We start from the raw sequence: 12,338 nt of genomic DNA on the forward strand, positions 1-12,338 counted from the left end.
CACGTAGCCCCGGATCGCTGCGCGCTACCCGGAAACAAACCGCACCATACGTAGCCCCGGTAAGCGCAGCGCCACCGGGGAACAAACCGCACCACATGTAGCCCCGGATCGCTGCGCGCTACCGGGGAACAAACCGCACCACATGTAGCCCCGGTAAGCGCAGCGCCACCGGGGAACAAACCGCACCACATGTAGCCCCGGATCGCTGCGCGCTACCGGGGAACAGACGACTCAGAAGTCGTAACGCAAACGTACCAGGTTCATATCGCCCAGATCGTCGGTGCTGGAGGTGAACACGTGCTCGTAATCGACGCGGAAGCCGTAGTCCAGCTGGAAGCTGACACCCACGCCGTTGTCGATGCGCTGGTAGTTGCTGCCATTCATGGTCTCAATACGGTCACCCATGAAGTAAGGCTGGATCGATTTCACCGCATACTGACCAATCGGGAATTTATAGCCGGCGAAGTACTCAATACCCCACGCATCACCCGCGAAGTAGTCGTTAACCGACACTTTTTTGCTGGTCATAAAGTTCTGATACCAGCCGCCGCCTGCGGAGAAGGTCCAGTTGTCCGGCGTCCAGCTCAGCGCGGTACCGAGGATGTTCTGATCCCAGGTTTTGCTATCGCCGTTATCCGGGTTACGCATGTCAGCGCGGGTGTAGTTCCAGGCCGCGCCCCAGGTCAGGTCGGTGGTCAGACGATAATCCAGACCCAGTGAACCGCCGCCTTTACGTTTGTAACGCAGGCCGTTGCCCGGCAGATATTCGCTGTCTTCGAACAGGTACGAGGCGTAGAGATCGGCATCGCCGAGGGTTTTCTTGTATTTCAACATCTGGCGTGAACGGTAAGAGCCGTCGTAATCACCGTTGATGCCATTACCCGGCGCCTGGCCGATCATGTCGTAGTCCCAGATATCGGTTTTCGCGCCGACCACATCGTAATAGACGCTGTTCTGCTGGCCAAAGGTCAGGGTACCCCAGGTGTCGCTCTTCAGGCCGGTGTAGAGCATGCGGCGGGAGGTATCGCGCGCGCCGTCCGCATGGTGGTTGTCCCAGTTAAACTGCGCCGGAATGTTCACCCCCAGCTCGTAGTAGCTGACCCAGCTGATGTCATCAAACAGGTAGTAATCCGCCGCGAAACGGAAGCGGGTACCGCCGTCAAAGCCATTACGCTTATAGCTGTTTTTGCCGTCGTCGCCGGTCATGTTCTGGAACTGAGGACGAATACTGCCGCCAACGGTGAAGTTCAGACGGCTCAGCGGGTTGCCCGCCTGCGGATCTTGTTTAAGAACGGTGATTTCAGCCTGGGATGCAAAAGAGGTCAATGCCACTGCTGCGCCAATAGCCACTGCCAGCGCTTTTTTATTTATAGTCACTGTTTTTCCTTGTTAAACACACTGCCATTTATTTAGCAGGTGAATATTAACCAGGATTTATCTGTCCGTGTTGCCCGGTTTTTAATGTTTTGTGCCGCTAAAAACCAATGATTTATCTTTTTATGCTACTTAGCCATCACGTGCCAGTATAAAAACTGGCACGTGATAGTTCAGGAAAGGAATTAACCGGAGAACTGGCGGAACAGGGCTTTGCCTTTCAGTAAACGCGCCCCCAGCCAGCCGCCGCACAGCGAAAGCAGCACCGCACCGCTGAGCGGCAGGATCACCCACAGCCGCCAGTCTGGCTCCCACGGGAAGTCAAATACCCGGGTTTGCAGCACCGCCAGCGCAGTTTCGGCACCAATGGCCGCCACCAGACCAGCCACCAGCCCCAGCAGGGCGAACTCGCTCCACAGCGTGGTGCGCAGCAGCTTTTTACCTGCCCCCAGAGTACGGTAGACCACCAGCTCCTGATGACGCTGGCGCATCCCGACCTGCACCTGGGCCAGCAGCAGCAGCACGCCGCAGATGGTCACCAGCACCACCATCACCTCCAGCGCCCGGCTCACCTGCTCCAGCACCTGCCCGACCTGTTTGAGGATCGCGCCGATATCCAGCAGGCTGATGGTGGGGAACTCGCGGTTAAGCTGGGTGAGCATACCGTTGCCATTCTCCCAGCGGAAGCTGGTGAGCCAGCTCTGGGGCTGCCCGTCCAGCGCCCCGGGGGGGAAGATAAAGAAGAAGTTAGGCCTCAGACTCTCCCAGTCGACCTTGCGCAGGCTGGTCACTTTCGCGCTGAAATCCTGCGTATCGCCGGTAAAGGTCACCGTATCCCCCAGTGCGACATTAAGGCGTGTTGCCAGCCCCTCCTCCATGGAGACTTCACCCGCTTTTGGCGGCCAGCTTCCGGCCACAATGGGGTTGTGATCCGGGCGCTTATCCTGCCAGGTGAGGTTCAGCTCGCGGTTGAGGGATTCATCTTTATTGCCCTCAGTGGACTGCCCGTTAATCTGGGTCAGGCGCGCCCGCACAATGGGGTAGTAAGACTCCGGGATAATCTGGTGTTCAGCGAGAAACGCTTTCAGGGGCGTTACCTGCTCCGGGGCAATGTTGATCAAAAAGTAGTTCGGGCTTTCTGGTGGAAGCTGCTGTTGCCAGCGATCCAGCAGATCGCCGCGCAGCACCAGCAACAATGCCAGCAGCATGAACGAGAGCGAAAATGCCGACAGCTGGCTGAGGGTCGACCACGGCTGGCGCAGCAGGCGATTCACCGCCAGACGCACCGGCAGCGATTTTACCGTGAGCCCTTTCAGCACACTGAGCAGCATCCAGCCCAGCACACCGCAGAGCAACGCCAGCACGACGGCACCAGCCAGCACGGCCCACAGCAGCATGCTCCCGCCCATCAGCCAGGCGAGGAGCATCACCACCACCGCCACGATAGCCGGAATGTAATATTTCAGCGGCCAGACGCTGGCCACCACGTCGCGACGCAGAACGCGCAAGGGCTGTGTCGCGAGCAGCAGGCGGTAAGGACGCAGCCCCACCAGCAGCGAAATGACGGTCATCGCCCCGATCGCCCAGAGCCACGGCCAGAGGCTGGCAGGGGGCAGCGCGACGGGCAGCACCGGCTTGAGGAGTACCATCAGCACTTTTTCAAACAGTAGCCCCATCATCCCGCCGGTGACAGCCGAGAGCGTCAGCACCATCAGCCACTGACCGATAATCAGTTTGCGCAGCTGCGCCCTGCCCGCCCCCAACGTTTTGAGGATCGCCACCAGATCGTAGCGGCTGCGGCAGTAGTGGCCCATGGCGACTGCCACCGCCGCCACCGCCAGCAGCAGCGTGAGCAGCGCCGAGAGCAGCAGGAATTGCTGGGAACGCTCCAGCGATTTGCCGAGTGCGCCCTCCTCCTGCTCCATCCCGGACCAGCGGTGCTCCGGCTTCAGCTGCGGCAGGAGCCATTTTTCGTAACGTTCCAGTTGCGCGGGCGTGCCGCCAAACTTAAAGCGCCAGGTGACGCGGCTGCCGGGCTGTACCGCCGCGGTTTTGGCGACATCTGCGGTGTTCATCAGCAGACGCGGCGCCATCTGAAACGGATTGAATCCGGCGTCCGGCTCCTGCACCACCTCCCCGGCGATTTTCAGGGTGGCATCGCCGACATCAATGCTGTCGCCGGTTTTTAAATTCAGCAGCGCCATCAGGCGCGACGCCAGCAGCACCGTGCCCGGCGCAGGCTTCAGCCCCGGCGGGTTGGTCTGGAGCTCGCCGTAGAGCGGATAGATATCATCGACCGCCTTCACGCTCGCCAGCTGCGGCGTCCCGGCGGCAAAGGTCATAGTCTGGAAACCGATCTGCTCGCTGACCTTCAGCCCCTGCTTTCTCGCCTCCTCAATCCACGCCTGCGGCACCTCGCGGGAGCTGCGCAGCGTCCGGTCGCCGGCCATAAACTCACGGCTTTGCTGGCTGAGTCCCTTTTCCATCCGATCGCTGACGCTGCCGAGCGCCAGTACGCAGGCCACCGCCAGGCTTAGCGCCAGCCAGACAATCAGCAGCGAGGGGGAGCGCCATTCGCGCCAGAACCAGCGGGCAATCATGCTTCCTCCTGCAGTTCGCCATTGACCAGGCGCAGGCGGCGATCGCAGCGGGCGGCCAGCTGCGGATCGTGGGTGACGAGGATCAGCGTCGTGCCGTGTTCACGGTTCAGCGAAAAGAGCAGATCGGCAATTTTGTCTCCGGTCTGGCGATCGAGGTTACCGGTGGGTTCGTCGGCAAACAGCACATCCGGGCGACCGTTAAACGCCCTGGCCAGCGCCACGCGCTGCTGCTCGCCGCCGGAGAGCTGCGCCGGAAGGTGATCGAGGCGTTTCCCCAGCCCCAGCTGTTGCAGCAGCGCGCTGGCGCTCTCCCGGCTCTGGGCGGTGTTCTCACCGCGCAGCAACCCCGGCAGCTCGACGTTCTCCAGCGCGTTAAGGGTTGGAATCAACATAAACGACTGGAACACAAAGCCAATGTGCTTTGCCCGCAGGGCGGCGCGCGCCTCTTCATCGAGCTTATGCAAGGGTTGCCCGACCAGGTTGACCTCACCGCTGCTGCCGTCATCCAGACCGGCGAGGATCGCCAGCAGCGTGGATTTGCCGGAGCCCGATTCTCCAATCAGGGCGATGCTCTGCCCGCGTTTGACAATGAGTTCAACTCCGGTGAGGATGGAAAGCTCGTGCTCACCCTGACCCACGGACTTCTTAAGATGATGAACTTCAACAATGTTTTCCGCTGGCATTTGCCCTTCCTGTTTTTGATGCTGTTCTCATTTCGCGCCGCGGCTGCGGACACGCTATTAATTCTGGGTGACAGTCTGAGCGCTGGCTACCGGATGGCGGCCAGTGCCGCCTGGCCTGCGCTGCTGAATGATAAATGGCAGAGCAAAACGTCGGTTGTTAACGGCAGCATTAGCGGGGACACCTCCCAGCAAGGACTCTCCCGTCTGCCGGCCCTGCTGAAACAGCACCAGCCGCGCTGGGTGCTGGTGGAGCTTGGCGGCAATGACGGCCTGCGCGGTTTCCAGCCACAGCAGACCGAGCAAACCCTGCGCAAAATTTTGCAGGATATCCGCGCCGCGAACGCCCAGCCGTTGCTGATGCAAATTCGACTGCCTGCCAACTATGGTCGTCGGTATAATGAAGCCTTTAGCGCGATATATCCGAAGCTTGCTAAAGAGTTCGATATTCCGCTGCTGCCCTTTTTTATGGAAGAGGTTTACCTGAAACCGCAGTGGATGCAGGACGACGGTATTCACCCCAATCGGGACGCCCAGCCGTTTATCGCCGACTGGATGGCAACCCGGTTGGCTCCATTAGTTAAACATGACTCGTAATTCAACGGAGATCCTGACAGGTAAAGTTATGCAAAAATCGGTCTTAATTACAGGATGTTCCAGTGGCATTGGCCTGGAAAGCGCCCTTGAGCTGAAGCGTCAGGGGTTCTGGGTGCTGGCCGCCTGCCGTAAACCGGAAGATGTTGAACGGATGAACGGCATGGGCTTAACCGGCGTACAGCTGGATCTGGATTGTACCGACAGCATTGAGCGCGCCGCCGATGAGGTGATCGCCCTGACCGGCAATCGTCTGTACGGGCTGTTTAATAATGCCGGTTTCGGCGTTTACGGCCCGCTGCAGAGCGTTACCCGCCAGCAGCTTGAAGCGCAATTCTCCGCCAACTTTTTTGGCGTTCATCAGCTGACCATGCGCCTGCTGCCGGCCATGCTGCCACACGGCGAAGGCCGGATTGTGATGACATCCTCAGTAATGGGGCTTATCTCTACCCCTGGCCGCGGGGCTTACGCCGCCAGCAAATATGCGCTGGAAGCCTGGTCAGACGCCCTGCGCATGGAGCTTCGCCACAGCGGCATTAAGGTGAGCCTGATTGAACCGGGCCCTATCCGCACCCGCTTTACCGACAATGTCAATCAAACCCAGGCCGACAAGCCGGTGGAAAACCCCGGTATCGCCGCCCGTTTTACCCTGGGGCCGGAGGCGGTGGTCGCCAAAGTGCGCCATGCTTTTGAGAGCAAAAACCCCAAGCTGCGTTATCCTGTCACGCTGGTGACCCATGCCGTCGGCCTGCTGAAGCGCCTGCTGCCTGGCCGGATGATGGACAAATTTTTACAGGGTTGAGTTGAAGCCTCGCGCCACGCCCCCATGTAAACAGAAACTCATAATTGGGATAGCCGCATGTCCGTACAGAATATTGTCAACATTACCGAAGCCAACCTGCACCAGACCCTTGAACAGTCGATGACCAAACCGGTGCTGTTCTACTTCTGGTCTGAACGTAGTCAGCACTGTCTGGAGCTGACGCCGGTGCTCGAGAAGCTGGCAGCCCAGTACAACGGTCAGTTTATCCTGGCGAAGCTGGACTGCGACGCTGAGCAGATGATTGCCTCCCAGTTTGGCCTGCGCGCCATTCCTACGGTTTATCTGTTCCAGAACGGTCAGCCGGTGGATGGCTTCCAGGGCCCGCAGCCGGAAGAGGCGATCCGCGCCCTGCTGGATAAAGTGCTGCCGCGCGAAGAAGAGCTGAAAGCGCAGCAGGCGGCAGCGTTGATGGCCGAAGGCAAACATGACGAAGCCCTGCCACTGTTGAAAGAGGCGTGGCAGCTCTCCGGTCAAAATAGTGAAATCGGCCTGCTGCTGGCGGAAACGCAAATTATCTTAAAGCGTTCTGAAGAGGCCGAAGTGGTGCTCAAAACGATCCCATTGCAGGATCAGGATACCCGCTACCAGGGGCTGGTGGCGCAAATTGAACTGCTGAAGCAGGCTGCGGATACGCCGGAAATCCAGCAGCTGCAACAGCAGGTTGCCGACAACCCAGACGACGCGGTACTGGCGAGCCAGCTGGCGCTGCAGCTGCATCAGGTAGGTCGTAACGAAGAGGCGCTGGAACTGCTGTTCAGCCATCTTAAAAAGGATCTGGCTGCGGCAGACGGCCAGGCGCGCAAAATGTTCCAGGAAATTCTGGCCGCCCTCGGGACGGGTGATTCACTGGCTTCGACCTATCGCCGTAAACTTTACGCTCTGCTGTACTGATTCTGCCAGCTGGCCGGTCAGTGCCGCCACGAACACTCTGTCAGCCGCCGTTATGGCGGCTTTTTTATCTCTGCCGATAGCGTTTGTTTAGTCTTCCTGATGTTTAATTTTGAGAAAATGTTAACCAGACTTTAACGATGTTAAATATAGTCTTCATCATGTCCACGTTTCTGAACGAATAGCCCGTCTGGAGTAACGTTTATCTTCCATTTGTGATCGTCGCAAAACGCCCACACACGCTGCCATTAGCCAGCTTTATCAGGATGATGTTAAACTTTTTCGTTATGAAAAGGGCACGCTAATAACTATAGGAAGTATGCGGCATGGCACATATCTTTTATGAGTTCACCTCTCTCAAGCCGGGTGTTCCTGATGTAGAAACATTAATGCAAGTCATCCACTCATCTGCAGAGACCAGCTTCGTTATTGGCCCGGAAGTCGTTGATTTTGTCAAAAAAGCGCTGATCGTCAACACCACCATCGTCAGCTTTAAAAACTGCAAATTTGCTTTCGACAACGGCACGCATTTCATTGAATTTGATGGCAAAGGTAAGTCGAAGCGTTACAACGAGGTTCCGCACTGGTTTGTCTCCCCGACCGATTTCTCCCGCTCGCAGTGGCTGATCAACCATAAGCTGTCGGATGTGATGGCGACGACGTTTATCGATGTGCTGATGTCTTACCCGCTGAAAGAGCGCCGTGCCCACTGCAATTTGCTGTTTGGTTTAGACTTGCATAAGACAGGTATCGTGCCGTCCAGCACGCCTGCGGCAAGCAAAATCGGCAATAAAAACGGTAAAACCACAAAACCGAAAATTATCGAACTGGGCTCCTTTGAACTGTTCAGCCAGTTCTTTGACCGCCTGAAAAGCGCCGTGGCGGAAGATCGCTTCCCGACCCTGCAGGTGCTGACGGGGATCGACGATCTGTCGAAAGCGCCAAATAACCTTAAACAGGGTATCCGCACCTGGTTTAAAGCGATCACCGGCGATCTGCCACCGAATAATAAGCGCGTCGAAGCGGGTAACGCCGGTCTGTTCTGTGCCCCGGTGCGCGAGCAGCTGCAGCAGATAGAAGCGATGGGCCTGGAAAAATATTATGCGGGACTGTCGCGGGCGATCGTTGACGCGGGCGAGCAGTATATCGCTGACTTCTCTTACACTCCCTCCAGGGCCTGATCTTCTCTGATAACGGAAAACACGCGTTGCCCTGCTATTTTTAGCGGGGCTTTTTTCTGTCTGAATCCAGCCCGGCTCGTTGATTTGGCGGGAATTTACCCCTGTTTGCCGGTATACTTATGCGCAACAAACGAACAGTTTTTATCGCAACATGGATTGCAAAACAGGAGGTTTCACATGTTCATCGTCATCCCTATTTTGATCTTCGTGGCGCTGGTGATCGTCGCCGCCGGCGTCAAAATCGTTCCGCAGGGCTACCAGTGGACGGTGGAACGTTTTGGTCGATATACCACGACGCTGCAGCCGGGCTTAAGCCTGGTCGTGCCGTTTATGGACCGTATTGGCCGCAAAATCAATATGATGGAGCAGGTCCTCGATATTCCGTCTCAGGAGGTTATCTCCCGGGATAACGCCAATGTCACCATCGATGCGGTCTGCTTTATTCAGGTGATTGACGCGCCGAAAGCGGCTTACGAGGTCAGCAACCTTGAGTTAGCCATCATAAACCTCACGATGACGAATATTCGAACCGTGCTGGGTTCAATGGAGCTGGACGAAATGCTCTCCCAGCGCGACAGCATCAATACCCGCCTGCTGCACATCGTCGATGAAGCCACCAACCCCTGGGGTATTAAAGTTACGCGTATTGAGATCCGCGACGTGCGCCCGCCAGCAGAGTTGATCACCTCCATGAACGCCCAGATGAAGGCCGAGCGAACCAAGCGCGCCTACATTCTGGAGGCCGAGGGGGTACGTCAGGCGGAGATCCTGAAGGCTGAAGGGGAAAAACAGTCGCAGATCCTGAAAGCTGAAGGCGAACGCCAGTCGGCCTTCTTACAGGCTGAAGCCCGTGAACGTTCGGCGGAAGCTGAAGCCCGCGCCACGAAAATGGTTTCGGAAGCTATCGCAGCCGGGGATATTCAGGCGGTTAACTACTTTGTGGCGCAGAAGTACACCGAGGCGCTGCAGGCTATCGGCTCGGCGGATAACAGCAAGGTGGTGATGATGCCACTGGATGCCAGCAGCCTGATGGGTTCGATCGGCGGGATCGCGGAACTGATTAAAAACAGCGGCAACGAGCGCAAATGATGATCGAGATGATTGCTGCACATCCGCACGTTTTCTGGCTTAGCCTCGGCGGCCTGCTGCTGGCGGCAGAGATGCTCGGCGGCAACGGCTATCTGCTGTGGAGCGGCGTGGCGGCCGTTATCACCGGGCTGCTGGTGTGGATCTTACCGTTCGACTGGGCATGGCAGGGGGTGTTGTTTGCCCTGCTGACCCTGATTGCCGCCTGGCTCTGGTGGCGCTGGCTCTCAAGACAGGTGCGCGCCCAGAAGCCCGCCGATGCCCGGCTCAACCAGCGAGGAAAACAGCTGGTGGGGATGCAGTTTACCCTGGACACCGCCCTGGTTAACGGGCGCGGTCATATGCGTGTCGGCGACAGTTCGTGGCCAGTTGTGGCCGACGAGGATTTAAGCGTCGGCACCAAAGTTGAGGTGGTGGCCGTAGAGGGTATTACCCTTCGCGTCCGGGCCCTTTCCCGATAAGAACAGGAATAGCATGATGGTCAGGAAGACAACGCTGGCACTCAGCGTTAGCGCCTTACTGGCAAGCGCCGCTCCGGCATTTGCCTCATTTGATATGGAAGACTGCAACTGGAGCGATGAGCACTGTCTGCTGAAAGGCGACCCGGTGCTGACGCCCGGCAACGACTCCCGCGATAACCTGCTGCGCCTGCTGAGCGAAGCCAAATCCTTTGCCCTGCCCGTGCAGTCGATGCCTGTGGATATCACCCGCTCCCGGGATTTCTATTTTGCTTACCACCCGGAGTGGGATGACCCGGAAGATCCTGTCACCCCAGCCGCGGACAAACCCGCTGAAGAGAGCCTTCTCAATCAGCAGCTGGCCGCATTGCAGCTCGGGGCCGTCGACACCCGGCAGGACAGCGAGCAGGAAAACCGCTTCGTCTCGAACAGTGCCGAGAGCCTCAGCCAGTTTTTTGCCGCGCTGCTGGCCGACGACGCGCTGACGGCGGAACAGCGCCATGTCCTGGGGCAGGCGCGTCTGGGGCTTTACTCCGGCGCAACCGATGAGCAGATCTCCGCCTCCCTGACGACCCTTCCTGCCCACTCTTCTGCCCTGCTGTATCAAACTTATCTGACCGGGGCGGCCCGTTTTTATGCCGGAGATTACGAGGAGGCGGAACGGGCGTTTACCTCGCTTGTCGACAGCGATCGTCCGTGGCTGGCAGAGACCGCGGGCTATATGCTGATGCGCACGGCGCTGAACAAAAGCAGCCAGAACAGCACCGGAGAGTATGGAGATTTTGATATCGACCGCATCGACCGTCCGGCCGCTGAACAGGCGCAGAAAGCGGCCCAGGCCTACCTCCAGCGCTGGCCGGAGGGGCGTTACGCCGATTCGGCGCGCGGTATGCTGCGCCGCATCAACTGGTATCTGCAGGCGTGGCCGCAGCTGGCAGGGCTGTACGAGCAGCGGTTCCAGCAGGCTGAGAATGCTGAGGCGCTGCGCGGCCTGGTGACCGAATACGATAATGTCTACGGCATGCAGTTCTACGGTCGTGCCGTGCGGGAAGCCTTCCCCGACGCGCCGCAGGTCAGCTATATCGAACTGCTGCGCGCCCTTCGCCTGAACAGCGACGAGAAACCGACCCTGACGCAGGAGGATCTCAACAGCAGCAAACCGGCGTTTGAACAGAGCGGCAAGCTGGCGCTGTGGCGCAATTTACAGTTGAACCTGTGGCAGGCGACGAATAACCCTGCCGCCATCCTTCAGGCCGTTAAACCGGTAGAAAGACTCCCGGCGCACGATATTGTCGCCTTCAGCGAGCAGGTACTGTACGGCGACGCGCTGATGGCGCAAAAGCAGTGGCCTGAGGCGCGTGATTTCTGGCTTAATCTGCTGAAACTCAGCCAGGATGCTGAACAGCAGCAGTACGTGCAGTCCAGACTGGCGGCCACCCTGGTCTATAGCGGTAATCCAGAGGCGATCTTTGCCGCGGATAGCGCCATCACCAGCCTGCGTTATCGCTCCCGGGTGCTGAAAGCGGTAGCCTCGCCTGAGCGGTTACGTCAGCAGGCCAATCAGGGACCCAACAATGAAGAGCGGACCATTGCGCTGCATACCCTGCTGGTGCGCGATTTAACGGAGAACCGCTTTAGCGACTGGTTGAATGACAGAAAGTTCGCCAGCGCGATAACCTCGCCAGTCATTGGCAAAGCGTTTGACGATGTTAACCTGAGCGTATTTGACTGGAACGGCGATGCCGCCGAAGCCGGTTACGTCTGTCGAAGCCTGGACCAAACGGTGCAGGTGCTCAGCCAGAACGCCGCAGATGCCCATGCCCTGAACTGTCTGGGCGAGTTTTTCCGCACAACCAATACCCGTGTCGATCTGTGGAAAGAGAGTGCGGGCAACGGTCTGCTGGAGGCGGCCATCCACCGCAAAGAACCCTACGGGCAGTTCGACAGACAGGCTTACTACCAGCAGGTCATCACCTCACCAAAGGCAGAACATGAAGATAAGAGCTATGCGCTCTATCGGGCCATCATGTGCTACGCCCCGTCCGGCTATAACGAATGTGGCGGAACCGATGTGGACAAAGCCCAGCGCAAAGGCTGGTTCTCGCAGTTAAAAACGCAGTATCCGGGCAGTCCGTGGGCGCAAAAACTCAAATACTACTGGTAGCCGCGCTGCTGGCCGGAGAGGCGCAGGCGGCAGAAATTGTTACCGCCCACGAGCATCCGGCCTTCTGGCTCTGGTCAGGGGTGAAAGCCAGCGAGGCACTGAAAGAGGCGCAAACGGTCTATCTCCATCAGGGCGAAGTGCTGGCCCGGCCCGATGAGGTGGTATTTCAGCGCCTCGGCCTGCCGGTCAGTCGCCTGGCCTTTCCCTCCATCTGGCTGACCGTGCGCTTTACCACCCTTGAGGTGCCGCCGACCATCGTGCCGAGAATTGTCCGCCTGATGCAGCGCTGGCAGGCCGCAGGAAATCAGGTCGTGGGGTTACAGGTCGATTTTGATGCCGCTACCCACCAGCTGGCAGACTACGCGCGCTTTTTGCGCACACTTCGCCAGCAGCTGCCGCCGGAGTTTGCGCTGGGGGTGACCGGGCTACTGGACTGGGCGAAAACCGGCGATGTCGCCACGCTGAATAGCCTGGCAGTGGATGAGCTGGT

11 protein-coding genes are annotated in these 12,338 nt (G+C 58.4%); 8 read left to right on the plus strand and 3 right to left on the minus strand.

Annotated elements, in window-relative coordinates; genetic code table 11:
• Positions 1–231 precede the first annotated feature (231 nt).
• The 3 genes from WFM46_RS11795 to ybbA all read right to left on the minus strand — a co-directional run bounded on the left by WFM46_RS11795 (position 232) and on the right by ybbA (position 4,657).
• Positions 232–1,377 carry a porin gene (locus WFM46_RS11795; protein ID WP_336997667.1) on the minus strand — a complete coding sequence of 382 codons (1,146 nt, stop codon included), beginning with the start codon at positions 1,375–1,377 and terminating at the stop codon, positions 232–234.
• A 182-nt stretch (positions 1,378–1,559) separates the two neighbouring features.
• On the minus strand, positions 1,560–3,974 hold the full coding sequence (gene ybbP, locus WFM46_RS11800) for a putative ABC transporter permease subunit YbbP (RefSeq protein WP_336997668.1): 2,415 nt from the start codon (positions 3,972–3,974) through the stop codon (positions 1,560–1,562).
• On the minus strand, positions 3,971–4,657 hold the full coding sequence (gene ybbA / locus WFM46_RS11805; protein WP_103824089.1) for a putative ABC transporter ATP-binding protein YbbA: 687 nt from the start codon (positions 4,655–4,657) through the stop codon (positions 3,971–3,973). The genes ybbP and ybbA overlap by 4 nt, the downstream gene beginning before the upstream one ends.
• Between ybbA and tesA the strand changes: the two genes are divergently transcribed.
• From tesA to WFM46_RS11845, 8 genes are all read left to right on the plus strand, one after another.
• Positions 4,628–5,251, plus strand: a complete 624-nt coding sequence (tesA, locus tag WFM46_RS11810) for a multifunctional acyl-CoA thioesterase I/protease I/lysophospholipase L1 (RefSeq protein WP_103178530.1) — start codon at positions 4,628–4,630, stop codon at positions 5,249–5,251. The genes ybbA and tesA overlap by 30 nt on opposite strands.
• The gene (locus WFM46_RS11815) at positions 5,241–6,050 is read left to right on the plus strand and encodes an SDR family oxidoreductase (protein ID WP_103178529.1); all 810 of its coding nucleotides are present in this window, start codon (positions 5,241–5,243) and stop codon (positions 6,048–6,050) included. The genes tesA and WFM46_RS11815 overlap by 11 nt, the downstream gene beginning before the upstream one ends.
• A 57-nt stretch (positions 6,051–6,107) precedes the next feature.
• Entirely contained in the window at positions 6,108–6,962 is an 855-nt protein-coding gene (locus WFM46_RS11820) for a co-chaperone YbbN (RefSeq protein WP_156654014.1), read from the plus strand.
• A gap of 323 nt (positions 6,963–7,285) precedes the next feature.
• Entirely contained in the window at positions 7,286–8,140 is an 855-nt protein-coding gene (locus tag WFM46_RS11825; RefSeq protein ID WP_180210818.1) for a hypothetical protein, read from the plus strand.
• Positions 8,141–8,317: 177 nt separating this feature from the next.
• The gene (locus WFM46_RS11830; protein WP_103178526.1) at positions 8,318–9,229 is read left to right on the plus strand and encodes an SPFH domain-containing protein; all 912 of its coding nucleotides are present in this window, start codon (positions 8,318–8,320) and stop codon (positions 9,227–9,229) included.
• Positions 9,229–9,687 carry an NfeD family protein gene (locus WFM46_RS11835; protein WP_103181037.1) on the plus strand — a complete coding sequence of 153 codons (459 nt, stop codon included), beginning with the start codon at positions 9,229–9,231 and terminating at the stop codon, positions 9,685–9,687. Before WFM46_RS11830 ends, WFM46_RS11835 begins: the two co-directional genes overlap by 1 nt.
• A 16-nt stretch (positions 9,688–9,703) precedes the next feature.
• Positions 9,704–11,848 (plus strand): hypothetical protein, encoded by a 2,145-nt coding sequence (locus WFM46_RS11840; protein ID WP_336997670.1) that lies wholly within the window; start codon positions 9,704–9,706, stop codon positions 11,846–11,848.
• On the plus strand, positions 11,818–12,338 hold a 521-nt coding region (locus WFM46_RS11845), incomplete at its 3' end, for a DUF3142 domain-containing protein (protein ID WP_336997669.1). The genes WFM46_RS11840 and WFM46_RS11845, both read left to right, overlap by 31 nt.

Source organism: Leclercia sp. M50 (assembly GCF_037150775.1).
Classification (GTDB): Bacteria; Pseudomonadota; Gammaproteobacteria; order Enterobacterales; family Enterobacteriaceae; genus Enterobacter.

Coding starts and splice junctions, on each gene's coding strand:
- ybbP (WP_336997668.1), bottom strand. CDS start 3,974: ATGATTGCCCGCTGGTTCTGGCGCGAATGGCGCTCCCCCTCGCTGCTG.
- WFM46_RS11835 (WP_103181037.1), top strand. CDS start 9,229: ATGATCGAGATGATTGCTGCACATCCGCACGTTTTCTGGCTTAGCCTC.
- WFM46_RS11830 (WP_103178526.1), top strand. CDS start 8,318: ATGTTCATCGTCATCCCTATTTTGATCTTCGTGGCGCTGGTGATCGTC.
- WFM46_RS11840 (WP_336997670.1), top strand. CDS start 9,704: ATGGTCAGGAAGACAACGCTGGCACTCAGCGTTAGCGCCTTACTGGCA.
- tesA (WP_103178530.1), top strand. CDS start 4,628: ATGAACTTCAACAATGTTTTCCGCTGGCATTTGCCCTTCCTGTTTTTG.
- WFM46_RS11825 (WP_180210818.1), top strand. CDS start 7,286: ATGGCACATATCTTTTATGAGTTCACCTCTCTCAAGCCGGGTGTTCCT.
- WFM46_RS11820 (WP_156654014.1), top strand. CDS start 6,108: ATGTCCGTACAGAATATTGTCAACATTACCGAAGCCAACCTGCACCAG.
- ybbA (WP_103824089.1), bottom strand. CDS start 4,657: ATGCCAGCGGAAAACATTGTTGAAGTTCATCATCTTAAGAAGTCCGTG.
- WFM46_RS11815 (WP_103178529.1), top strand. CDS start 5,241: ATGACTCGTAATTCAACGGAGATCCTGACAGGTAAAGTTATGCAAAAA.